Source organism: Microbacterium aurantiacum (assembly GCF_031625015.1).
In the GTDB taxonomy this organism is placed as follows: Bacteria; Actinomycetota; Actinomycetes; order Actinomycetales; family Microbacteriaceae; genus Microbacterium; species Microbacterium aurantiacum.
The window spans coordinates 1,854,340-1,875,287 of sequence record NZ_JAHWXH010000001.1 but is presented as its reverse complement, the minus strand read 5'-3'; the positions used below and the strand labels follow the sequence as shown (position 1 = coordinate 1,875,287).

Genomic DNA, 20,948 nt, shown 5'->3' with positions numbered 1-20,948 from the left:
CCTCGCGGACGCCGTCGTGGCCGCGAATGTGGGAGGTAGACTCGCACCGCGCGCCCCCCGGCGGGGAGACGAGACGACTTTCGCTCATTGATGCTCACGGTGACGACGTCCGGGACGGCGCGAGCAGCACGCGACGGAGGAGCCGATGACGACCTCGACCGGCATCCGTCGCCTGCGTCTGCTGCCGATGCTCGTGGTGCAGTGCCTGGTGGTCCTCGCGTGCGTGGCGATCACGACCCTCGTCGCGACCTCTGTGCAAGAGCGGACGCTGCGTCAGGTCACGACCGAACGGGTGCTCGACGTCTCCCGGAGCCTCGCCGCGCTCGACCAGGTGCGGACTGCGGTGACCGACGACCGCGCCGCTGCGATGGCGGAGCTGCAGCCCCTCGCCGACCTCATCGAACAGGCCGCCGGCGTCGACTACGTCGTCATCACGGATGCCGACGGCATCCGTCTCACGCACCCCACCGCGTCTCAGCGCGGGCTCGAGGTCTCCACCGACCCTGCCGACGTCCTCGCGGGCGAGACCTTCGTCGGCACCGAGACGGGGACGCTCGGACCGACGCTCCGCGCGAAGGTTCCCGTGACCGCGGACGGCGTGGTCGTCGGGACGGCGTCGGTCGGCATCCTGGAGAGCGAGATCGCGGCCGATTTCGATCAGGCGACCGCCGCCCTGCTGCCGTGGGTTCTCGGATCGGTCGTGGCCGGCTGCGCGATCAGCGCGGCGCTCGTGGTCGCGCTGCGCGGACGGGTCCGGCGGCTCGAGGACCGCGCGCGGGAGGCCGAGACGCAGCGACGCATCGCGGGCGCCCTCCGGGACGCCACACACGAATTCCCTACGCGCCTGCATGTCATCCGCGGCCTCGTCGCCGAGGGGGACGCCGACGCGGCGCTCCAGTACGTCGACGGCATCGCCCCGGTCTCGACCCCCGGCCGGGACGCGCCGGACGTCGCCGAACCCGCCCTCCGTGCGCTCGTCACCGGCCTCGCCGACGACGCCGCCGGCGCCGGCGTGGCGCTCGAGCTCGATCCGCTCACGACCGTCACGCCCGCGGTGATGACGGATGCCGATCGCGTCGTCATCGCGAACCTCTGCCGCAACGCGATCGAGGCGGCGAGCGCGCACCCCGCCGCCGCGGGACGCGTGCGGCTGCTGGTGGTCGCGGACGCGCACGCCGTGCACATCGTCGTCGACGACGACGGCCCCGGCATCCCTGATGCCGCGCGCCTGCGCATCTTCGAGCGCGGCATGACGACGAAGACGCCCGAGGGCACGACGGCCGCGCCGGACCGCGGTGTGGGGCTCGACATCGTCCGCCGCGAGATCGCGGCCCGCGCCGGGACGATCGAGGTCGGACGGTCCGCGTGGAGCGGCGCACGCTTCACCGTCGACATGCCCGCCGCCCCGGCGGGGGTCCGGCGATGACCGGAGGACGAGCGGCGAGCGGGGATCAGGCGACCGCTCCGCCGCCGATCCGCACCCTCATCGTCGACGACGACCCCGCCGTGGTGCGTCTGCACACCGCATACCTCGCCGAGCTGCCGCGCTTCCGCCTCATCGGCACCGCGCGGACGGGCGCCGCCGCCGCTCGGCTCGCCGCCGACCGCGCCGTCGACCTCGTGCTGCTGGACATGAACCTTCCCGATTTCAGCGGCATCGAGGTGCTGCACCGGCTCCGCCTCGTCCGGGAGTGGGATGTCGACGTGATCGTCATCAGCTCCGCGCGCGACACCTTCACCGTCCGCCAGGCACTCGCCGCGCACGTGGCGGGGTACCTCGTGAAGCCCTTCACGAAGGAAGCGTTCGCGGCGCGGCTGAGCGAGTATGCCGATCGACGGCCCGCCCGCCCGAGCGAGACGGCCGTGGGCCTCGGACAGGGGCAGATCGACGGGCTCGTGACGCCGCCGGGCGCGGTACCCGCCGCCGCGGCATCCGATCCCCTGTCGCTTCCCCTCCCGAAAGGACTGTCGGCGTCGACGCTCGCCCGCGTCGTCGCGGCGCTCGACACCACCGTGCCGGTGAGCGCGCGGAGCCTCGCCGACGAGCTCGGCGCCTCCCGCGCGACCGTCCGCCGGTATCTCGATCACCTCGCCTCGACCGGTGGTGCCACCGTGTCGCACCGCTTCGGCGCGCGCGGGCGGCCCGAGGTGCTCTACCGCCTCACCCCGTGAATCGGCGCCGGACGACCGACGGCTAGCACGTCACCGGAGCTCTCACAATCCCCGGCACGACCGCCGGGTTCGGGTCTACCGTCGACCTCGTGACCACGAACACGACGAAGACCAACAAGCGCCGCCCCGCGCGCCGGGGCGCCGAACTGACCGCCGAGCAGAACGCCGAGCAGGGGTTCCAGGCCTCCGAGCAGCTGAGCGAGAGCATGCAGAAGGTCCTCGTGGACCTCATCGAGCTGTCGCTGCAGGGCAAGCAGGCCCACTGGAACGTCGTCGGCCGCAACTTCCGCGACACGCACCTTCAGCTCGATGAGATCATCGACGCCGCGCGCGAGTTCGCCGACACCATCGCCGAGCGCATGCGCTCGCTGCACGCCCTTCCGGACGGCCGCAGCGACGTCGTCGCCGAGACCACCACGCTCCCGGAGTTCCCGCAGGGCGAGATCGACACGACCGAGGTCGTGGACCTCATCACCGAGCGCCTGGATGCCGTCTGCACGACGTGCCGCGAGGTGCACGACGGCATCGACGAGGAAGACCCCACGAGCGCCGATCTCCTGCACGAGATCCTCGGCCGCCTCGAGCAGCTGTCCTGGATGGTCAGCGCGGAGAACCGCACGCCGAAGCGCTGAGACCTCCCGGCCTCACTCCCCGTGCCGCTTGCGCATCTGCGCGAGCGGCACGGCCATGCGGTGGTTCTCCCGCAGACGCTCCTCGTGCGCTTCGAGGAAGTCCCAGTACGCGGTGGTGAAGGTCGACTCGCGCGCCGCCTTCTGGGTGGGCCACCACGAGCCCATCCGCTGCAGGTAGGCCCCACCGGAGATGTACGGCTTCGTGGCCACTCCCCCGCCATCGGCGTACTGGCTCATCCCCTGGACATTGGGGACCATGACCCACTCGTAGGCGTCGACGAAGAGGGCGCTGAACCACTCGAACACCGCGCGCGGGGCGTACCCCTGCAGCAGGAACCAGTTGCCGAGCACCATGAGGCGCTCGATGTGGTGGGCGTAGCCGGTGGCCAGCACGCGTTCCAAGACGGTGCGCACCGGCACCGGCAGGTCGTCCGGAATACCCACCCCGTCGTACCACCAGGGCTCCAGCTCCCGGCGGAGCGCGAAGTGGTTGACATCCCGCAGGTGGGGCCACGCGCGGTAGGCGCCGCGCATGTACTCGCGCCAGCCGATCACCTGCCGCACGAAACCCTCGAGGGAGTTCAGCGGCACGCCCTCGGCATCCGTCGCCGCCTCGATCACCTCGTCGACCGTCAGCAGCCCGATGTTCAGGGCGGGGCTGAGGATCGAGTGGAAGAGGAACGGCTCGTCCGCCGCCATCGCGTCCTCGTACGGACCGAACTGCGCGAGGCGGCGCGCAACGAAGTCGGCGAGCCAGCCGCGCGCTTCGTCTGGCGTCACGGGAAGCCAGAACCGCGCGGGGTCCCCCGGGTGGTCGGGAAACCGCTCGGCGATCTCGGAGATCACCCCCCGGGTGATGTCGTCGTGCTCCAGCGGCGGCAGCGGCGGGATGTCGATTCCGCCCTTCGGGAGCGGCTCGCGATTGTCGGCGTCGAAGTTCCAGCGCCCGGCGGCGGGCTTCGCTCCGTCCATGAGGACGCCGGTGCGGCGGCGCTGCCAGCGGTAGAAGTCCTCCATGCGCGCGCTCGGATGCCCGGCGAACCAGTCGTCGAGTTCGGCGACGGGGGTGAGGAACAGCGCGTCGGGGTACACCCGCGAACGGAGGCTCTCCTCCTCGCACAGGCGCCGCAGCCGCGCGTCGACCCCGCGATCGGTCGCGCTCATCCAGGCGAGACCGTCGATGCCGTGGGTGCGGACAAGCTGCCGCACACCGTCGGCGAACCCCCGGCCCTCCGCCAGCGGCATCCGCTCGACCCGATGTCCCGCCGCCTCGAGGGCCGCGGCGGTGTGGCGCATCGCCGAGAGGATCAGCACCATCTTGTGCGCGTGATGCGGACGCCGCTCGAACACCGCCGGCGACTCCACGAAGAAGAAGACGTCGATGTCGTCGTCATCGAAGGCGGGATGGGCGGCGAACTGCTGCGTTCCGAGGATCAGTGCCGCCTTCACCAGGCCATCCTGACACCCGCGGCGAGCACGGGGACGCATTGTTGTCAAGCGACCCTCACCCCCTCCGGCAGTGGATACGCTCGCGCCATGGGAACCCAGATGGCGATCGATCGCATCGCCCAGGCGCCGACCATCGTCTCGGCTCTGCGCGCCGCGGAAGAGCTCGCCGTGGAAGCCGGCCGCGACCCCGGCGTCCGGACGCTCCGTCTCCTCACGGCAGCCCTCGCCGGCGACGACGACATCATCGTGCTCGCGGCGGTCCACGCCCTCGCCGAGATGCAGGACGCGGATGCCGGGGCACTCCTCTGCGAGCTGCTGCGCGATCCACGCCCCTGGGTGCGCGAGCACGCCGCGTGGGCTCTCGGCCAGTCGATGCCGCAGACGCACGCGATCGCCTCCCTCATCCGACTCGTCTCCGACGGCGGATTCACCGGGATGCTCGCCCAGCAGACGCTGGAGAAGTGGTCGTCGCCGGCCGGGGAGACCCTCGTCGTCGCGCTCGAAGCCGCGCTCCTCGGCGGGTGGGATGTCGCCGCGCGCACCCGACTCGTGGAGACGCTGGGCCTGGTGCGGCATCCGTCCGCCGACGCGCCGCTGCGGCGGTTCGCCTTCGACACCGCCGAGAGCGACGGGGTCCGCGAAGCCGCGATAGCCGCCCTCGGCCAGCGCGCCGACGCTCACGGGCAGAGCGAGCTCGAACGACAGCTCGACGCCCTCGTCGACGCCGGCGGGCGGCTCGGCGACGTGGCGCGACTCGCCCTGATCGACCTCGATCCGCCACCGGCCGCCGCCCCGCGCGAGGGCCTCACCGTGGCGCAGCTGTTCCTCCACGCCGACATCGACCCCAGCCTCTCGTCCGCCGGCGCGGGCGACAACGGCGGGATCGCGACCCTCCTCGTGCGGCTGGGCGATGCCCTGCTGTCGGCCGACGACGCCCCCGCCGGCCTCGATGACCTCTACGGGGCCGGGGTCACCCGGGTCCTCACCCTCTCCCGCGGGTCCGTGCAGGCGGCCGGCGGCGACCTCCTCACCGTCGCCGGGACGGCCTCCGGCCACGTGTACGGCCGCGTGCCGCTCGGCACCGCCTCGACCGGATCGGCTGCGGCATGGCCGTTGCGCGTGGCCGCGCGTCGCGGCATCCGTCGTCTCCTGCGTGCGGCGGGGCGCGTCGACGTCCTGCACCTGCGCATGGCCGACGTCGGGTCGCTCGCCGCCGCCGACGTCGCGCGCGAACTCGGCATCCCCACCGTCTTCACCGTCGCTCCAGACCCGCACAGCGTCATCGCCTCGATGGACCGCTCGGGCGCACTGACCCGCTCCGGATTCGGCGCGGTGGACCAGCGCGAGCACTTCTGGTTCCGCACGCGGCTGGTGCAGGGACTCGCCGCATCGGCATCCCACACCGTGTTCTTCCCCCGTCCCGAGCTCGCCCGTGACATGCGCGAGCTCGTCGGCATCGAGCTCGACGAGCACCCGGATCGGCGCACCGTCGTCGCCGAGGGCGTCGACCTCGAGGTGATCGACCGGGCCGTCGCCGCGGCGGCGTACCCGGGAGCGAGCCCGGATCTGGCCGAGATGCTGGACGCCCTTCCGGCCGAGCGCCGGCGCCTGCCGCTGCTTCTGTCCGTCGGGCGCCTCCACAAGGTCAAGGGAATGGCGACGCTGGTTGCCACGTGGGCGGGTTCCGCCCTCTCGGAGCGGGCCAATCTGCTCATCGTCGGCGGTGATCTCGACAGCCCCTCCCCCGATGAGCGCGAGCAGCTGGACCTCATCGCGCAGGCCGTGCCCGAGGACGCGTGGTCCGCGCGGGGCCTGCTCATCGCCGGGCACCGCCCGAATGACGTCACCGCGCGCTGGCTCGCCGCCGCACGCCTGGGAATGCCGGGACGCGCCGCGCCGGGTGGTGCATACGTCTGCGCGAGCATGAAGGAGGAGTTCGGTCTCGCGCTGCTCGAGGCGATGGCAGCGGGACTCGTCGTGGTCGCCCCCGACGGCGGCGGGCCCGCCACCTACGTGCTCGACGGCGACACCGGCTTCCTCACCGCGACGTGGGATTCCGCGCGCCTGGAGGAGGCCGTGGATGCAGCGCTCGATCGGGCCGCCGAAGCCGCCGCGGACTCCGACGGAGACCTCGCCCGCCGTGCTCGCCGCATCGTCGCCGACCGCTTCACCATCCAGGCCATGGCGCGAGCCCTCGCCCCCGTCTACCGCGGCGTCGCGGCGGCGGAAGAGGAGATCGTGCGCGCAGCGACCGGAATCCCCGCATGACCCTGCTGGTCATCAGCCCGGACTACGCCTCCCACCTCCTGCCCCTGGCGACGCTCGCCACGGCGTGGACGGATGCCGCGGAGAATGTCGTGGTCGCCACCGGACCCGCCACAGAACCGCTGGTCCATCGCTTCGGCTTCCGGCGGGTCGACCTGCCGCTCGGACGCGGGGCGAACGCGGGGGTGATCCGCGCCGAGGATCAGGTCGCCGAAGAGGCCGATTCCCTCGCCGGGTTCTTCGCCGCCACGAGGCGCGGAATGGTCGAGACCCTGACCTATCAGGCGCGCGAGCGTCTCACCGACCTCATGTGGGACCCGGTGGGCCGTGCGCAGGCGACCCTGCGAGTGGTGGAGCAGGTGGCGCCGAGCGCGATCCTCGTCGACCACCTCGCCTTCGGTGCGCGCCTCGCGCTGCACACGGCCGGCATTCCCTACGCCGATGTGGTGCTCGGTCACCCCACCGCCCTGCCCGTGGGTGACGAGGTCTACGGATACCCGCCGTCGTGGCCCTCCACCCTCTCCGCCGACGCCGGAAGCCTCGAGGCGCTCCGCGCGATCTGCGACGAGGTGTCCTCGCGCTTCACCGCGCAGTGGAACACGGCGGCCGCCGAGCTCGATCCCGACGCGACGCCCGTGGCGGACGCGTTCCGCCTGCACGGCGAGACCGTCCTCTACAACTATCCGGCCGAGCTCGCGAAGGGTGACGGCCGGGTCCTGCCGCCGCACGTCTTCCTCGGGTCGGCGCAGCGCGTCGAGCCCCGTGACGGCGAGGTGGAGTCGTGGCTGGCCGTGGACGAGCCGTTCGTCTACGTCAGTCTCGGCAGCTTCCTCTCCGTGCGCGACGATGTGCTCGCCCGTCTGGCCGAGGCGTTGCGGGCCCTGCATTCCGCGACCGGCATACGCGCCGCCATCGCGTCGGGGAGCACGCCGATGGAGCGGCTCGGACCGATCCCGGAGAGCTGGCTCGTCCGCGAGTACCTCCCGCAGGTGCGTCTGCTCTCGCGGGCCCGGGCGGCCGTGACGCACGGCGGGAACAATTCGGTGACCGAGGCCGTGGGACAGGGGGTGCCGCTCCTGGTGCTTCCGATGTCGACGGATCAGTTCGCCGGGGCGGCCGCTCTCGAACGGACCGGCCTGGGTGTCGCCGCCGACCCGAACGCGGCGGGTCCCGATGAGCTCCGCGCGGCCCTCGAGACGCTGTGTGCGGATGACTTCGCCGGGCGAGCGCCTCTCGCTGCGATCGCGGAGGGTCAGCGCCGCGCGCCCGGCGCACACCGCGCCTTCGAGGCCGTCACCGGCACCACCCTCTGACCCCGCCCCCCGGGGCCCCGCCCGCCCCGGCCGCGTACCGAACTCCTCCGATCCGCGGCACTTGGGCCCGAAACCGGCCCCGCACCCACCCCCGGGCCCCGTCTTTGAGGAGTTCGGCCCGCCCCGGCCCCGCACCCACCCGCCCCATCCCGTGGCACACCGCCCACGGGCCTACGGCCCCGCCCGCGTACCGAACTCCTCCGATCCGTGGCACACCGCCCACGGGCCTACGGCCCCGGCCCCGTACCGAACTCCTCCGATCCGCGGCTCAAAGGCCCCAAACCAGCCTCGAACACGACCTCCGCCCCCGTTCTGGAGGAGTTCGGCCTGCCCCGGCCCCGCACCCGCCCGCCCCATCCCGTGGCACACCGCCCACGGGCCTACGGCCCCGGCCGCGTACCGAACTCCTCCGATCCGCGGCCTACGGGACCGAAACCGGCCCCGCGCGGGCCTCCCGCCGACGTTTCTGAGGAAATCGGTACGGCCCGGGGCGGGTCAGGTCACGCGGGCGGATGCGGCGTCGACGGCGGCGTCCGTCGTGCCGCCCGAGCGCGCGAGAAGCCAGACCCCAGCCAGTGCCCCGGCGCCCGCGAGGACGAACACCGCGAAGCTCCACGCGGGCGCACCGGCGGCCTCGCCGAGGACGGTGATGCCCATGACCACCGCGACGAACGGGTCGACCACCGTCAAACCGGCCACCACAAGCTGCGGCGAGGCGACCGTGTGCGCGACCTGCACGAAGGTGATCGAGAGGGCGCCGGCGACCACGATGGCCAGGAGGCATGCGAGGGTCAGGAGGTTGTTCTCGTCCAGGCGGTAATCCGCACCGGCGACGGCCGTCTGCACGCGGAGGATCACCGTCTTCCCGAGCGTGGCGACGAATCCGGAGAACAGCCCTCCGAGGATCACGTACCCGCCCGCCCGCAGCCCCCGTCCGCGGCGCACGGCGAACGCCGCGCCGGTCGCGGCGAGCACGACGCCGAGCACCGCGAGCACGGCGATCAGCTGCGCGTCGGTGATCGTCGCCTGCGTGCTCACCGCCGCCGCGACCGACACGAACACGCCGAGGCTCACGACGCTGAGCGCGATCGCGCCGATCTCGCCGAGGCGCGGCGGCGTACGGGTGATCACGGCCGTCAAGAGGGAGGAGAACACCAGAGCCGCGACACCCACCGGCTGCACGACCATCAGCGGCGCGAAGGCGAGCGCGGCGAGCTGCGCGAGGATGGCGAGTCCGAACAGCACCGAGCCGACCAGCCACGACGGCTGGCGGGCGAGAGTCCACAGCGCCGCCGCACCCGCACCAGGATTCGCGCGCACCCGCGCCGCCACCCCGAGGGACTGCAGGTGATTGCCGACGGTGAGCAGCGCCGCGGACAGCAGCGCGAACCCGATGCCGAGGTAGGGGAACGACGCGATCGTGGTCACCGGCGCAGCACCTTCTCCAGGGCCTTGCCGCGCGCGAGCTCGTCGACGAGCTTGTCGAGATAGCGGATCTGCTGCATGAGGGGGTCGTCGATGTCCTCCACACGGATGCCGCACACCACCCCGGTGATCAGCGAGACGTTCGGGTTGATCCGGGCGTCGGCGAAGAAGTCCCGGAAGGTCACGCCCTCGTCGAGGATGCGCGCGAGATCGTCGGAGTCGTACCCGGTGAGCCACGTGATGACGGCGTCGAGCTCGGCCTGCGTCCGCCCCTTGCGCGCGAGTTTGGCGACGTAGAGGGGATACACGGAGGCGACGCTGTCGCTGAAGATCCGGTGCACGAGCGCCATCCTAGGGGCCCCCTTTCTGAGTGTCGCGTCCAGCAAACACACGGGAAGCGCCCAGACGGGGTGGGCAGACTCGGGGACTTGTGCCCGCCCGAGGGCACCGTGCGCCGGATTTCGCGGCGCGGACATTCCCACGGATTCGGTTGTTTTCTATGCGCTCCACGTCTGCAGATGCCCTCACTCGCCGCTCCCGCCGGGCCCACCGCCGCGCTCAGCGCCGCGTCGGAATCGTCGCCGCCGCCGCGGCGTTCAGCCTCATCGCCGTCGCCGGCGTGACGGCGCTCCCGACCTCCGAGGCCGAGGCCTCGACCTCGTCCTTCGGCGACATCACCCTCGCTTCCTTCTCCACCACCGTCGAGCCGACCCCCGTGGTGAGCCTCTCCGGCACCGACGAGATCTCCACGGCGGTGCGGACGGCCCTCGCCGACGCGGATGCCGCGCTCGAAGCATCCGTCGAGGTGTCCTCGCAGGTGGAGGCGTCGGGTCTCGACCTCGGCGACGCCGAGACCGACATCGACACCGATGCGCTGGAGGATGCCGCCGAGCGCCTCACCGCGTCGCTCGACCTCCCCGCCCCGCTCCTCCCCGGCATCGCCGAGCAGGTCTCTGACGCCGTCTCGGCGGTCAAGAAGCGCGTGGATGCGGTGCGGACCGACCTCGAAGCGGCGCAGAAGGCCGAGGCCGAGCGCCTCGCCGCCGAGGCGGAGGCCCAGCGCATCGCCGAGGAGGAGGCCGCTGCTGCCGCCGCCGCCGAGGCAGAGGCCGCTGAGGCTGCGACGTCGACCGGTTCGTCCTCGGCATCCGCTGCCCCCTCCCGCCCCGCGGGCGTCTACACGCCGGCCGGCGACGCACAGTCGATCGCCTACGGCATGCTCGGCGGCTACGGCTGGGGCGATGACCAGTTCGGCTGCCTCGTGGAGCTGTGGAACAAGGAGTCCGGCTGGAACTCGCAGGCCTACAACGCCTCCAGCGGCGCGTACGGCATCCCGCAGGCCCTCCCGGGCAGCAAGATGGCTTCGGCCGGCGCCGACTGGGAGACCAACGCCGCCACCCAGATCTCGTGGGGCCTCGGCTACATCGCCGGTCGCTACGGCTCGCCGTGCGGCGCGTGGCAGCACTCTCAGTCGGTCGGCTGGTACTGATCCCACGCACTCTCCGCGCACCGTGAACGGCGCCGGGGGACGCCGCGAGTCGGCGTTTCCCGGCGCCGTTTTCGTTTCCGGGCGGCAGCCGGGCGTAGCGTGGGACGCATGGCCGCCCCCGGATCCCGTCGCGCGCGAGCGGCGCGTCGACGCACTCGCCGGGTCGCGGCATCCGGGAGCGATCTGACGGATGCCGAGTGGCAGAGGATCCTCGACGCGTGGCGTCGCTGCGCCTACTGCGGCGTCGACGGCGTCGCCCTGCAGCGGGACTGCGTGCTGCCCATCTCGCGCGGGGGCCGCTACACGCTCGAGAACGTCGTCCCGGCGTGCCGCTCGTGCAACGCGTCGAAGTGCAACGCGGAGGTGACCGGGTGGATGCGGCGCCGACGCCTCAACGAGCCGGCGTTCCTGCGCGCGTGGGTCGAGATCGGCCGCGAGCTCCGCGCCCCGATCGCCTGAACGCCCGCGCGCGCCCCGCGTCAGCCGTCCGACGTCCGGGTGTGCAGCCGCTCTCCCTCGGCGTTGAAGATGCTCAGCACCTCGGCGCGACGCGGCCCGGGCGCCCACATCGCGTGCGGCTCGCGGGTGTCGAACTGCGCCGCCTCCCCGCGTCCGAGATCGAGCTCCTCGTCGCCGAGACGCAGCCGCAGACGCCCCGAGAGGACGTAGAGCCACTCCCAGCCGTCGTGCACGCGCGGCTCGGGCGCCTCGCTCCGCGGCTCGTAGACGATCTTGAAGGCCTGCACGGGCGATTGCTCGACGGTGAGCGGCGCGATCGTCATCCCCTCCGCGCGGCGTGCGGGGCGGCGCACCCGCGGATCCCGCGCGGGTTCGACGAGGAGATCGTCGATGCGGATGCCGAGTGCCCGCGTCACCGGGAGCAGGAGCTCGAGGCTCGCCTGGCGCTTCCCGGACTCCAGCCGCGACAGGGTGCTGGGCGAGATCCCGGCTGCGCGCGACAGGTCGTCGAGCGTCCACTCGCGGGCGCGCCGGGCTTCGCGCAGGCGCGGTCCGAGTCGGTCGAGTTCGCTCACGACATCCCCCTCTTGCTGATTTCGCATACTGGCTTGCCATCATTGCACTCCTGCTCGCACGATGGGCACATGCACACCTGGGATGCCCTCATCGTCGGTTCCGGACCCGCGGGCCTTGCCGCGGCTCTCATGCTCGGCCGCGCGCGCCGCCGCGTGCTGGTCGTGGACGACGACCTGCCGCGCAACCGCTTCGCCGCCCATATGCACGGCGTCGTCGGGTTCGACGGTGTGCCGCCGGAAGACCTCGCCGCCCGCGGTCGCGCGGAGGCCGAGGGCTACGGGGTCGTCTTCCGGAGCGCCCGCGTCACGGGCGTCGCGGACACGACGCCGGGGCAGGATGCAGGGCTCCGTGTGACGGTCACCGGCGGCGACACCCTGACGGCGCGCGTCGTGATCGCCGCGAGCGGCGTCGTCGACGAGCTCCCGGCGATCCCTGGCCTCGCGGAGCACTGGGGGACGCACGTGCTGCACTGCCCGTACTGCCACGGCTGGGAGGTGCGGGACCGCAGGCTCGGCGTGCTGCTGATGTCGCTCTTCGGTCTCCATCAGGCCGACCTCGTCCGGCAGTGGAGCGCCGATCTCACCGTGTTCACGCAGGGCCTCGCGCTCGACGACGACGCGCGACGCCGCATCGAAGCGCGCGGCACCCGCATCGTCGCCGCGCCCGTGACGGCCCTCACGAGCGCGGACGGAGCCCTCACCGGCGCCACCCTCGCGGACGGCACGACCGTCCCGCTCGACGCGCTCTTCGTCGCGGCCGTCCCGCGCCCGCGCGACGCGTACCTCGATGCCCTCGACCTTCCCCGCGACGAGAACGTACCGGGTCGCCCGATCGCGACCGACCCGCAGGGCCGCACCGCGCACCCGCGGGTGTGGATCGCGGGCAACATCGCCCAGCCGTACGCCAACGTTCCGCTGTCGCTCGGGCAGGGATCGATGGCGGGCGCCGGGGTGAACATGGTCCTCGTCGAGGACGACATCCGGACGGCGCTCGCCACGGATGCCGCGCCTCCGGCCGATCCGGCGGCCCACTGGGAGGCACGCTACGCCGAGCGGCCCACCATCTGGTCGGGCCGGGTCAACGCCGCCCTCGCCGACGTGGTGGCCTCCCTTCCCCCGGGTCGCGCGCTCGACCTCGGGTGCGGGGAGGGCGGAGACGCGGTGTGGCTGGCCCGCGCGGGCTGGCAGGTCACGGGTCTCGACATCTCTCCGACGGCGGTCGAGCGTGCCCGCCGCGCCGCGGATGACGCCGGAGTGGGCGAGCCGACACGGTTCGTCGCGACCGACCTCGCCGAGGTTTCCGCGTTCGAGCCCGCCGACCTGGTGATGGCGAGCTTCCTGCACTCCACGGTCGACCTCCCGCGCACGGCTATCCTCCGTCGCGCCGCGGCCGCCGTCGTCACCGGGGGCCGTCTTCTCGTGATCGGTCACGCCGAGCCGCCGCCGTGGGCGGGCCACCACGGCCGGCACGCGCCGATGTCCACGCCCAGCGAGGATCGCGCGGCGCTCGCCCTCGACCCGGCGGAGTGGGAGGTCGAGATCGAGGACCTCCGCGCGCGCCCCGCGACCTCACCCGACGGCGAGGCGGTGATCCTCCGCGACGGCGTCCTGCTTCTCCGCCGGCGCTGAGCCGGCATCCGCGCCGCGCGAAAGACGACGCGATACCGAGGGAAGGGTTCGCCCGTCAACCCCCTCCGGCCGGCGCTCGAATTTGGTGGACTACCGCCATGACCGATGCTTCGATCCCGCCTCGCACCCCCGGTCCCGAACCGGACACCTCCACCGCCGCCCAGTCGGTGCACGTCGACGACGACCTCGACCCCGAAGACGCTCCCGCCATGGTCGACGAGGGCGACGACGTCGAAGAGGTCGAGCCGTGAGCGCCCCGAAGCCCCTCCAGAAGGGCGACCGCGTCAGCTGGAACACGCCGCAGGGGCGGACTCAGGGCCGCATCGTCGAGCGCCGCACGTCGGACTTCACGTTCGCCGATCAGGACTTCATCGCCACCGAGAAGGAACCGGCGTACATCGTGGAGTCGGAGAAGTCCGGCAAGAAGGCCGCCCATCAACGCGCGGGCCTGCGGAAGATTGCCGCGAGGGACTGACCCGCCGCGCCGCCTGACCCGCCGCGAGGGCCTAGCCCGCCGCGAGGGCCTAGCCCGCCGCGAGGGCCTAGCCCGCCGCGCCCCCGTCAGCGAGGAGCGCCGCGGCATCCTGCGCGAAACCGAACACCGTCGCGAGCGCCGGCATGTCCACGGGATCCTCCGCGGCGGCCGTCACGACCACGACCGTCGCCGGCCGCCCGGGGGCTTCCAGCACCCACGACCCCGCGAGCACGCCGACCGAGCTCCCGCCCTTGTAGGCGGCGACGTCCCAGGCCTCGTCGAACGCGACGCCGGGATTCGCCGACAGGATGCCGCGCACGGGAGCACCCGCCTCGGTCTCGGCCGCGGCCTCCAGCGCCGTGTGGACCGCGACGACATCGGCGTGCGTCGCGAACCAGTCGGCACCGCCGGTCCAGACCGCCTGCGCCGGGTCGATGGCCGACACCGGCGGCACCCCGGCGGGAAGGTCCGCCAGCACAACCTCCCGCGCGGCGGGATCGGATGCCGCACTCCAGCGCTCGGCGAGGGCGTCGTCTCCCCATCCGAGCCAGAAGAGCGCGCGCGTGGACGGGAAGGGCACGTCGGTGTCGAGCCGCGAATACCCGGTCTCGGCGAGGGCGGCGGTGACGGCATCCGTGCCGACCGCGCGCATGAGGGCATCCGTGGCGGTGTTGTCGCTGATCGAGATCATCTTCTCCGCCGCCTCCTGCACGGTGACCTCGGCGCCGTCCGGGAGGTTCTGCAGCTCCCCGCTCGGGAGGCTCCGCACCTCGGGGTCGATCGTCACGGTGTCGTCCCACGCGAGCGTGCCGGCCTCGACGGCGTCGACCACCGCCAGGAGCACCCACAGCTTGAACACCGATCCGATCGGATGCGCACCTCCCGGTCCGATCTCGAGCACGGGTTCGTCGGCGCCGAGCTCGGTCACCGTGAGCGAGACGACGCCTGTCTCCTCGACCTCAGCACGCAGCGCGTCGAGGTCCGCCGCGGGGGTCCGGTCGGGGGCGGGCTCGGCGAAGAGGAGTCCGGTCATCCGCCCGGCGGCGCTGACCGCGACCGACATGTCGAACGCCGTCGATTCGGCCGCGATGCCCGCTACGGCCTGCGCGTCATCGCCCTCGTAGGAGCTCACCGTCCACGGCCCGAGCGTCCGGAGCTCGGCGAACACCGCCAGCAGGTCGTCGGCCGACAGCTCCGCGAGCGCCGTCTCGTCGAAGCGGGCTTCGATCTCGCCGGCGCTGCTCGGCTCGCCCGCGTTGATCTCGTCGAGCACCCACTGCGCCTGGGTGCCGACCGGGGTGTCGGGAATCGTCACCGCGGTCGGGGTCGGGTCGCCGCCCCCTCCCGCCGGTGAACAGGCTCCGAGCGCGAGGGCGGCCGCGGCGAGCGCGGCCCCGATGACGAAGCGGACAGGACGACGAGACGGATGCCGGGGAGTGGACATACCTCCAGCCTGTCGCGCCGCCGGTGCCCGCACCTCCCCCGCACGTCGGAGATCGCTCCCCCGGGCGAGGGGGCATCCGCGCCCGGACTGCGCCCGCGCCCGGACCCGCTCAGGCGGCGGGCAGCTCCGCCCCGGCGACGACGTCGGAGCCGGCATCCCGGATCTCCACGCGCACCGCGTCTTCACGGAGGAGCGCGGCATTCAGCCGGCAGACGATCGGCACCTCCGACCCGAGCATCTCCCCCGCCGAGTATTCAGCACCGTCGGCGCCCACGAAGACCACGGCGTAGGTCTCGCCCACCGCGAGACCCTCGATCTCGAGCAGCGCCTCCGTGCCCCACGTGTGGGCGATCACGTCGGCGTCGACGTCGATGCCCGGGTCGGCGCGCATGGTGACGGGCTCGATCGCTCCGAGAGTCCCCACCGGACCGGTCGGCGCAGGCTCGGCGACCGACGGACCAGGATCGGATGCCGCGAGCGAGGCGATCCCCGCCCCGGTGACGACGCCGATCACGAGGCAGGCGGCGGCGAGGAGCGGCGCGAACCCGCGGCGCGGGGCGGAGGGAGCAGCGGAAGCGGCGGAGGACGCGACGCCGGACGCCCCGAGGACACGCTCGCGCAGGGCGGCGCTCACCGGCAGCTCCCGCCAGCCGTCTCCCTCGATCGACACGCGCTCGGCGACGCTCCGCAGCGACGCGATCTCGTCGTCGATCCACGGATGCACCGCACGCAGCTCGTCGAGCTCTACCCGTTCGAGCGGGGTGAGCTCGTCCGCCACCGCGGCGATGATGAGTTCTTCGATCCGTTCGTCACGCGCGCGCATCGTGTTCCTCCGTCTGCTCCAGGTGTCCTCTGAGCGCTCGCAGCGCATGGTACGCGCGGGTCCGCCACGTCGCGATCGGGACGCCGGTCGCCTCGGCCAGCTCGCGGTAGGTGCGTCCGTGGAGGTGAACGGCGACGACCGCTTCCCGGTGCGCATCCGACAGCCGCGCGAGCGCCTCGACGAGCGCCAGCCGCTCCAGCGGGTCGGCCTCGTTCCCGGCGATCTCCTCGAGCTCGGCATCCGAGCCGATCCGCGGCATGCGAGCGCGCTGACGCAGGGCGTCGGCGATGACGTTCCGCGCGATGGCGAAGAGCCAGGTGCGCTCGGTGGCCCGGTCGGCGTCGAACCGCTCGCGCGCCCGCCACGCCCGCAGGAACACCTCCTGCACGCAGTCCTCCGCGACGCTGCGGTCGCGGACGGCGTTCACCGCGAACCCGAGGAGCGCGCCGGCGTGCGCGTCGAACGCGGCGGCGGTATCGAACGAGGCGTCGGCGCGCGTGCGCCCGGAACCGCCGTCGACCGCGCCGTCGACCGCGCGGGTCGACGGCGTCCGTCGTCGCGCAGCGTGCATGCGGTGCTCCTCTCGATCCGCTCCCCGGGGGATACGTCCGTTCCCGGCGAAGCGTTCATCGAGAAATTCGTAGGCACACGGTGAACGGATGCCGCATCCCCGGCGTATGTCCTCGCAACGGATGCATCCGGCATCCCGTCGAAAGGTTCAGGACATGCTGAAGAAGACATCGCCGCTGGCCGTCACGATCGGAGTCGCCGCTGCTGCGGGTCTGCTCCTCACCGGTCCCGCCGCCCACGCCGACACCGAGGTCGACGAGCCCTCGTCGTTCACGAGCGCCTTCACCGTGATGGCCACCCCCGGCAACGTCGTCAACAACGACGGTGTCGCCGCTCCCGGCGAGGAGGGCGCGACGGGCACGTTCACCTTCCGCATCAACTCCGACGAGGAGATCATCTGCTACGACATCCGGCTCGAGGGTGTCTCGGGTGACTACGAGAGCCCGGCGCGCACCGCGACCCACATCCACCAGGCCGACGCCGGCCAGCCCGGACCCCCGCGCATCGCTTTCCCGAACCCCGAGCCCGTCGGTGACGGACCCCGCACCGCGTCCGGCTGCCTGCAGGGACCCTTCACCACCGGCATCGAGAACGACGGGGTCGACACCGGCGAGGGCTTCTCGCTCGCCGAGATCGAGGCCAACCCCGCCGGCTTCTCCGCCGACTCGCACACGGCCGACTTCGCCGCGGGTGTCGTCCGCGGCCAGCTGACGGCGATCCCCGTCGGCGGCGTCGACACCGGCGCGGGCGGCACCGCTGCGGCCTCGTCGTCGACGGGCCTCGTCACCGGCGTCGCCGTGGGCGGACTCGTCTTCGCCGCCGCCGCGGGTGTCGTCGTGTGGCGTCGCCGCACCACCACCTCGTGACCGCATCCCCCGTATCGCCGGGGCGCTCCGCGCACACGCGCGGGGCGTCCCGGCGCGGTCGTGCCCACGGCGCCGCTCTCGCGGCGGCGGTGCTTCTGCCGATCATCCTGACCTCGTGCACGACCGGGGACACGACGGATGCCGCGCCCGCCCCGCCCGCGACGGCGTCCGCCTCCCCCGCCCCGGCGCAGCCCACCGGCCCGGCGCCCGCGCCGTCCCCGAGCGTCGAGCAGGCTCCGCCGACGCAGGTGACGATACCCGCGATCGATCTCGACGAGCCGCTCATCGACCTGGGGCTCCAGGCGGACGGGTCGATGGAGGTGCCCGTCGACTTCGACGACGTCGGCTGGTACACCCCCGGCGGCCGTCCGGGCGGACGCGGACCCGTCGTCATCGCCGGACACGTGGATTCGCCGACCGGCCCCGCGGTCTTCCTCCGCCTGCACGAGCTCGTCCCGGGTGACGCGGTGACCGTGACCGCGGCCGACGGCACGACCCACGCGTACGTCGTGACCGAGGTCCTCGACGTCGCGAAGAACGCGTTTCCCACGGCCGAGGTCTTCGGCGCCACCGCGACCGACACCCTGCGACTCATCACGTGCGGCGGGATCTTCGACTCCGCCGCGGCGTCCTACACCGACAACCGCGTCGTCTTCGCCGAGCGCGTGTGAGTCATTCCCACAAGACCACGCGCCGCCCCTCGACCTCGACGACCCGCGCGGGCGTCTCGTAGAGCGCCGAGAGCTTCTCCGCCGTCACCACCTCGGTGACGGGCCCGTGGTGGACGACCCGGCCGTCGCGCATGGCGATGACGTCGTCGGCGAACTGCGCCGCGACGTTGATGTCGTGGAGCACGACCACGACGGTGAGTCCCCGCTCCGCGGCGAGCTCCCGAACGAGGCGGAGGAGGCCGACAGCGTGCCGGGGGTCGAGGTTGTTCAGCGGCTCATCGAGCAGCAGATGCGCAGTGTCCTGCGCGATGGCCATCGCCACGAACGCCCGCTGCCGCTGTCCGCCGGACAGCTCGTCGAGGAATCTCGTGCGCACCGCCTCGAGGTCGAGGAGGGCGATCGCGCGCTCGACGTGCGCGCGGTCCTCCGGGGTCCGACCCGACCCGCCGTGGGGGAACCGGCCGTAGGCGACGAGGTCCTCGACGCTCAGCCGGATCGCCAGGTGGTTGTCCTGCCGGAGGATCGCCAGGAGCCGGGCGATCTCGCGCGTGCGGGTGCGCGCGACGTCCCGCCCGTCGACGGCGATCGCCCCGGCATCCGTTCCCACCAGGCGCCCGACCGCGGCGAGCAGGGTGGACTTGCCCGCGCCGTTCGGGCCGATGATGGCCGTCACCCCCGGACGGATGTCGAGGGTGACGTCGTCGACGGCGACGAGCGCGCCGTGGGTCTTGGTGACGGCATCGATCGTGATCATGTCAGCGGGCCCTTCCGGTGAGGACGAGGAGGAGGAAGAACAGCCCGCCGGCGAATTCGATCACCACGGGGAGCTCGGTGGCGAAGCCGAGGACGTGCTGGAGCAGCAGCTGCCCTCCGACGAGGGTGAGCACTCCGATCAGGACGGCGGCGGGGATGCTGAGGACGTGTCGGTGCCCGACGAGGCTGTACGCGAGGTTCGCCACGAGGAGTCCGAGGAAGGCGACGGGACCGACGAGCGCCGTGGAGGCGGCGACCAGCGCGGAGACGACGAGGATCACGTGCACCGAGGTCGCCCGGTGATCGACGCCGAGGGAGATCGCCCGCGTCTCGCCGAGGCTCATCACGTCGAGCGCGCGGCGGATCGGCCAGAGCGACGCGATCGCCACGGCGATGACGATGCCGGCGGGGAGGAGGAGCTCGCGGTCGATCGAGGTGAAGCTCGCGAAGAGCAGGTTCTGCACGATCGCGAAAGTGTCGGGGTCGAGCAGTCGCTGGAGGAACGCCGTCACCGATCGGAAGAGGACGCCGAGGACGAGCCCCGCGAGGACGATCACGTGCAGGTCGAGCCGCAGGCGGACGAACAGCCACAGATACAGCGCGGTCACCGCCCCCGCCATGAGCACGAGCTGGACGCTCCAGGACGCCAGCGGCGGGGCCGCGACGAGCAGCGCCGGCCCGATCGCGAACGCCGTCACGACCTGGATGGCCATGTAGACCGCGTCGAAGCCCATGATGCCCGGGGTGAGGATGCGGTTGGCGGTGATCGTCTGGAACAGCACGGTCGAGACCCCGACCGCCGCCGCGGCGAGGATCATGCCGATCACGGTGCGGGAGCGGAGACCCACGACGTACTCCCACGCCGCGGGCAGATCGACGAGGAGGTACAGGGCCACCGCGGTCAGCGTGAGGAGCGCGAGGAGGGTCAGACGGAGCCGCGGCGAGCGCAGCGTCGCACGGACGGGAGCCCGCGAGAGGAGGGCGCTCATGCGTCCACCCGCGCTCTGCGCTGCCGCGCGGTCGGCCGACGGACGGCGTCGGTGGGACGCGAGGTGCGCAGGAGGATCCAGAGGAAGACCACCCCGCCGATCACCCCCATCACGACCGAGATCGGCAGCTCGAACGGGAAGCGCACGACGCGGCCGATGATGTCGCTGAGGAGCACCAGCGCGGCGCCGAGGAGAGCGACGAGCGGCACCGCCCGGCGCATGTTGTCGCCGATGAGGCGGCTGACGACGTTCGGGGCGATGAGGCCGAGGAAGGGGATCGCGCCGGTGACCACCATCATCACGCCCGTGACGACCGCGATGATGCCCACCCCGAGCGTCCGGACGCCCCGGGTGTCGAGACCGAGTCCGCGCGCGGCGTCGTCGCCGAGGCCAGCGACGGTGAACCGGTCGGCGGCGATCCAGGCCACCAGCGCCGCCGCCGCGGCGAGGTAGAGCATCTCGTAGCGCCCGCGGAGAATGCCGGAGAAGTCGCCGATCCCCCAGCCCAGCAGCTCCTGGAGCGCGTCGGCACGATAGGCGAAGAAGGTCGTCACCGCGCCGATCACCCCGCCGTAGAGGATGCCGACGATCGGCACGAGCACGCTCGAGCGCGACGGGATGCGGCGGACGAGCGCGAGGAAGCCGAAGACACCCGCGAGGGCTCCGAGGGTCGCTGCGACCGCCTTCAGCCACAGTGGCAGGCCGGGGGTCATCAGGAGGACGATCAGGAGGGCGAGGCTCGCGGCATCCGTAGCTCCCGTCGTTCCCGGCTCGACGAAGCGGTTGCGCGTGAGCAGCTGCATGATCAGCCCGGTGATCGCGAACGCGGCACCGGCGAGGACCAGCGCGACGGTGCGCGGGAGGCGACTGGCGAAGAGGACGAAGCCGTCGAGACGGGCGACCCCGATGAACAGCGACACCGTCGCGAGGGCGGTGACGATCACCACCC

General features: G+C 72.8%; 22 protein-coding genes. 12 read left to right on the top strand and 10 right to left on the bottom strand.

Annotated elements, in window-relative coordinates:
- The first annotated feature begins 145 nt into the window (after positions 1 to 145).
- The 3 genes from KZC50_RS08790 to KZC50_RS08780 all read left to right on the top strand — a co-directional run bounded on the left by KZC50_RS08790 (position 146) and on the right by KZC50_RS08780 (position 2,804).
- Positions 146 to 1,426 carry a sensor histidine kinase gene (locus KZC50_RS08790; protein WP_310891394.1) on the top strand — a complete coding sequence of 427 codons (1,281 nt, stop codon included), beginning with the start codon at positions 146 to 148 and terminating at the stop codon, positions 1,424 to 1,426.
- Positions 1,423 to 2,172 (top strand): response regulator, encoded by a 750-nt coding sequence (locus KZC50_RS08785; RefSeq protein WP_053547829.1) that lies wholly within the window; start codon positions 1,423 to 1,425, stop codon positions 2,170 to 2,172. Before KZC50_RS08790 ends, KZC50_RS08785 begins: the two co-directional genes overlap by 4 nt.
- A gap of 89 nt (positions 2,173 to 2,261) precedes the next feature.
- Positions 2,262 to 2,804, top strand: a complete 543-nt coding sequence (locus KZC50_RS08780; RefSeq protein ID WP_053547828.1) for a Dps family protein — start codon at positions 2,262 to 2,264, stop codon at positions 2,802 to 2,804.
- Positions 2,805 to 2,816: 12 nt separating this feature from the next.
- Here KZC50_RS08780 and KZC50_RS08775 read toward each other — a convergent pair whose 3' ends face one another.
- Positions 2,817 to 4,253, bottom strand: coding sequence for a cryptochrome/photolyase family protein (locus KZC50_RS08775; protein ID WP_310891393.1), 1,437 nt, complete (start codon positions 4,251 to 4,253; stop codon positions 2,817 to 2,819).
- 87 nt (positions 4,254 to 4,340) lie between these two features.
- Between KZC50_RS08775 and KZC50_RS08770 the strand changes: the two genes are divergently transcribed.
- Entirely contained in the window at positions 4,341 to 6,521 is a 2,181-nt protein-coding gene (locus KZC50_RS08770) for a glycosyltransferase (RefSeq protein WP_310891392.1), read from the top strand.
- On the top strand, positions 6,518 to 7,831 hold the full coding sequence (locus tag KZC50_RS08765) for a nucleotide disphospho-sugar-binding domain-containing protein (RefSeq protein WP_310891391.1): 1,314 nt from the start codon (positions 6,518 to 6,520) through the stop codon (positions 7,829 to 7,831). Before KZC50_RS08770 ends, KZC50_RS08765 begins: the two co-directional genes overlap by 4 nt.
- Before the next feature lie 495 nt (positions 7,832 to 8,326).
- Here KZC50_RS08765 and KZC50_RS08760 read toward each other — a convergent pair whose 3' ends face one another.
- Together KZC50_RS08760 and KZC50_RS08755 are read right to left on the bottom strand one after the other, a co-directional pair.
- Positions 8,327 to 9,259, bottom strand: coding sequence for a multidrug DMT transporter permease (locus KZC50_RS08760; RefSeq protein WP_310891390.1), 933 nt, complete (start codon positions 9,257 to 9,259; stop codon positions 8,327 to 8,329).
- Positions 9,256 to 9,597 carry a DUF2200 domain-containing protein gene (locus KZC50_RS08755; RefSeq protein WP_236967556.1) on the bottom strand — a complete coding sequence of 114 codons (342 nt, stop codon included), beginning with the start codon at positions 9,595 to 9,597 and terminating at the stop codon, positions 9,256 to 9,258. The genes KZC50_RS08760 and KZC50_RS08755 overlap by 4 nt, the downstream gene beginning before the upstream one ends.
- A 158-nt stretch (positions 9,598 to 9,755) precedes the next feature.
- Here KZC50_RS08755 and KZC50_RS08750 point away from each other — a divergent pair, with 158 nt between their 5' ends.
- The gene (locus tag KZC50_RS08750) at positions 9,756 to 10,745 is read left to right on the top strand and encodes an aggregation-promoting factor C-terminal-like domain-containing protein (protein WP_310891389.1); all 990 of its coding nucleotides are present in this window, start codon (positions 9,756 to 9,758) and stop codon (positions 10,743 to 10,745) included.
- 108 nt (positions 10,746 to 10,853) lie between these two features.
- Positions 10,854 to 11,204: an HNH endonuclease gene (locus tag KZC50_RS08745; RefSeq protein WP_310891388.1), complete on the top strand. Its 351-nt coding sequence runs from the start codon at positions 10,854 to 10,856 to the stop codon at positions 11,202 to 11,204.
- Between the two features lie 20 nt (positions 11,205 to 11,224).
- On the opposite strand, the gene KZC50_RS08740 is transcribed toward KZC50_RS08745, so the two are convergent.
- A complete protein-coding gene (locus tag KZC50_RS08740; protein WP_310891387.1) occupies positions 11,225 to 11,779 on the bottom strand; it encodes a helix-turn-helix domain-containing protein in 555 nt (184 codons plus the stop codon).
- A gap of 69 nt (positions 11,780 to 11,848) precedes the next feature.
- Between KZC50_RS08740 and KZC50_RS08735 the strand changes: the two genes are divergently transcribed.
- From KZC50_RS08735 to KZC50_RS08725, 3 genes are all read left to right on the top strand, one after another.
- Entirely contained in the window at positions 11,849 to 13,408 is a 1,560-nt protein-coding gene (locus tag KZC50_RS08735) for a bifunctional NAD(P)/FAD-dependent oxidoreductase/class I SAM-dependent methyltransferase (protein ID WP_310891386.1), read from the top strand.
- Positions 13,409 to 13,506: 98 nt separating this feature from the next.
- Positions 13,507 to 13,659 carry a hypothetical protein gene (locus KZC50_RS08730; protein ID WP_310891385.1) on the top strand — a complete coding sequence of 51 codons (153 nt, stop codon included), beginning with the start codon at positions 13,507 to 13,509 and terminating at the stop codon, positions 13,657 to 13,659.
- Positions 13,656 to 13,883 carry a hypervirulence associated TUDOR domain-containing protein gene (locus KZC50_RS08725; protein WP_310891384.1) on the top strand — a complete coding sequence of 76 codons (228 nt, stop codon included), beginning with the start codon at positions 13,656 to 13,658 and terminating at the stop codon, positions 13,881 to 13,883. Before KZC50_RS08730 ends, KZC50_RS08725 begins: the two co-directional genes overlap by 4 nt.
- 67 nt (positions 13,884 to 13,950) lie before the next feature.
- Here the strand turns inward: KZC50_RS08725 and KZC50_RS08720 are convergent, their stop codons facing one another.
- From KZC50_RS08720 to KZC50_RS08710, 3 genes are all read right to left on the bottom strand, one after another.
- The gene (locus KZC50_RS08720) at positions 13,951 to 15,327 is read right to left on the bottom strand and encodes a serine hydrolase (protein ID WP_310891383.1); all 1,377 of its coding nucleotides are present in this window, start codon (positions 15,325 to 15,327) and stop codon (positions 13,951 to 13,953) included.
- Positions 15,328 to 15,436: 109 nt separating this feature from the next.
- Positions 15,437 to 16,150 (bottom strand): hypothetical protein, encoded by a 714-nt coding sequence (locus tag KZC50_RS08715; RefSeq protein WP_301134516.1) that lies wholly within the window; start codon positions 16,148 to 16,150, stop codon positions 15,437 to 15,439.
- Positions 16,137 to 16,721 (bottom strand): RNA polymerase sigma factor, encoded by a 585-nt coding sequence (locus KZC50_RS08710; RefSeq protein WP_310891382.1) that lies wholly within the window; start codon positions 16,719 to 16,721, stop codon positions 16,137 to 16,139. The genes KZC50_RS08715 and KZC50_RS08710 overlap by 14 nt, the downstream gene beginning before the upstream one ends.
- A gap of 154 nt (positions 16,722 to 16,875) precedes the next feature.
- Here KZC50_RS08710 and KZC50_RS08705 point away from each other — a divergent pair, with 154 nt between their 5' ends.
- Both KZC50_RS08705 and KZC50_RS08700 read left to right on the top strand, forming a co-directional pair.
- Positions 16,876 to 17,586 carry a CHRD domain-containing protein gene (locus tag KZC50_RS08705; protein ID WP_301134520.1) on the top strand — a complete coding sequence of 237 codons (711 nt, stop codon included), beginning with the start codon at positions 16,876 to 16,878 and terminating at the stop codon, positions 17,584 to 17,586.
- On the top strand, positions 17,583 to 18,257 hold the full coding sequence (locus KZC50_RS08700) for a class F sortase (protein WP_310891381.1): 675 nt from the start codon (positions 17,583 to 17,585) through the stop codon (positions 18,255 to 18,257). Before KZC50_RS08705 ends, KZC50_RS08700 begins: the two co-directional genes overlap by 4 nt.
- Position 18,258: 1 nt before the next feature.
- On the opposite strand, the gene KZC50_RS08695 is transcribed toward KZC50_RS08700, so the two are convergent.
- From KZC50_RS08695 to KZC50_RS08685, 3 genes are read right to left on the bottom strand one after another with little or no spacing between them, the layout of a single operon-like run.
- Entirely contained in the window at positions 18,259 to 19,011 is a 753-nt protein-coding gene (locus KZC50_RS08695) for an iron ABC transporter ATP-binding protein (RefSeq protein WP_310891380.1), read from the bottom strand.
- Position 19,012: 1 nt separating this feature from the next.
- On the bottom strand, positions 19,013 to 19,999 hold the full coding sequence (locus KZC50_RS08690) for an iron chelate uptake ABC transporter family permease subunit (protein ID WP_310891379.1): 987 nt from the start codon (positions 19,997 to 19,999) through the stop codon (positions 19,013 to 19,015).
- Positions 19,996 to 20,946 carry an iron chelate uptake ABC transporter family permease subunit gene (locus KZC50_RS08685; protein ID WP_310891378.1) on the bottom strand — a complete coding sequence of 317 codons (951 nt, stop codon included), beginning with the start codon at positions 20,944 to 20,946 and terminating at the stop codon, positions 19,996 to 19,998. The genes KZC50_RS08690 and KZC50_RS08685 overlap by 4 nt, the downstream gene beginning before the upstream one ends.
- Between the last annotated feature and the right edge of the window lie 2 nt (positions 20,947 to 20,948).

Coding starts and splice junctions, on each gene's coding strand:
- KZC50_RS08790 (WP_310891394.1), top strand. CDS start 146: ATGACGACCTCGACCGGCATCCGTCGCCTGCGTCTGCTGCCGATGCTC.
- KZC50_RS08785 (WP_053547829.1), top strand. CDS start 1,423: ATGACCGGAGGACGAGCGGCGAGCGGGGATCAGGCGACCGCTCCGCCG.
- KZC50_RS08770 (WP_310891392.1), top strand. CDS start 4,341: ATGGGAACCCAGATGGCGATCGATCGCATCGCCCAGGCGCCGACCATC.
- KZC50_RS08765 (WP_310891391.1), top strand. CDS start 6,518: ATGACCCTGCTGGTCATCAGCCCGGACTACGCCTCCCACCTCCTGCCC.
- KZC50_RS08750 (WP_310891389.1), top strand. CDS start 9,756: ATGCGCTCCACGTCTGCAGATGCCCTCACTCGCCGCTCCCGCCGGGCC.
- KZC50_RS08745 (WP_310891388.1), top strand. CDS start 10,854: ATGGCCGCCCCCGGATCCCGTCGCGCGCGAGCGGCGCGTCGACGCACT.
- KZC50_RS08735 (WP_310891386.1), top strand. CDS start 11,849: ATGCACACCTGGGATGCCCTCATCGTCGGTTCCGGACCCGCGGGCCTT.
- KZC50_RS08730 (WP_310891385.1), top strand. CDS start 13,507: ATGACCGATGCTTCGATCCCGCCTCGCACCCCCGGTCCCGAACCGGAC.
- KZC50_RS08720 (WP_310891383.1), bottom strand. CDS start 15,327: ATGTCCACTCCCCGGCATCCGTCTCGTCGTCCTGTCCGCTTCGTCATC.
- KZC50_RS08715 (WP_301134516.1), bottom strand. CDS start 16,150: ATGCGCGCGCGTGACGAACGGATCGAAGAACTCATCATCGCCGCGGTG.
- KZC50_RS08710 (WP_310891382.1), bottom strand. CDS start 16,721: ATGCACGCTGCGCGACGACGGACGCCGTCGACCCGCGCGGTCGACGGC.
- KZC50_RS08705 (WP_301134520.1), top strand. CDS start 16,876: ATGCTGAAGAAGACATCGCCGCTGGCCGTCACGATCGGAGTCGCCGCT.
- KZC50_RS08695 (WP_310891380.1), bottom strand. CDS start 19,011: ATGATCACGATCGATGCCGTCACCAAGACCCACGGCGCGCTCGTCGCC.
- KZC50_RS08690 (WP_310891379.1), bottom strand. CDS start 19,999: ATGAGCGCCCTCCTCTCGCGGGCTCCCGTCCGTGCGACGCTGCGCTCG.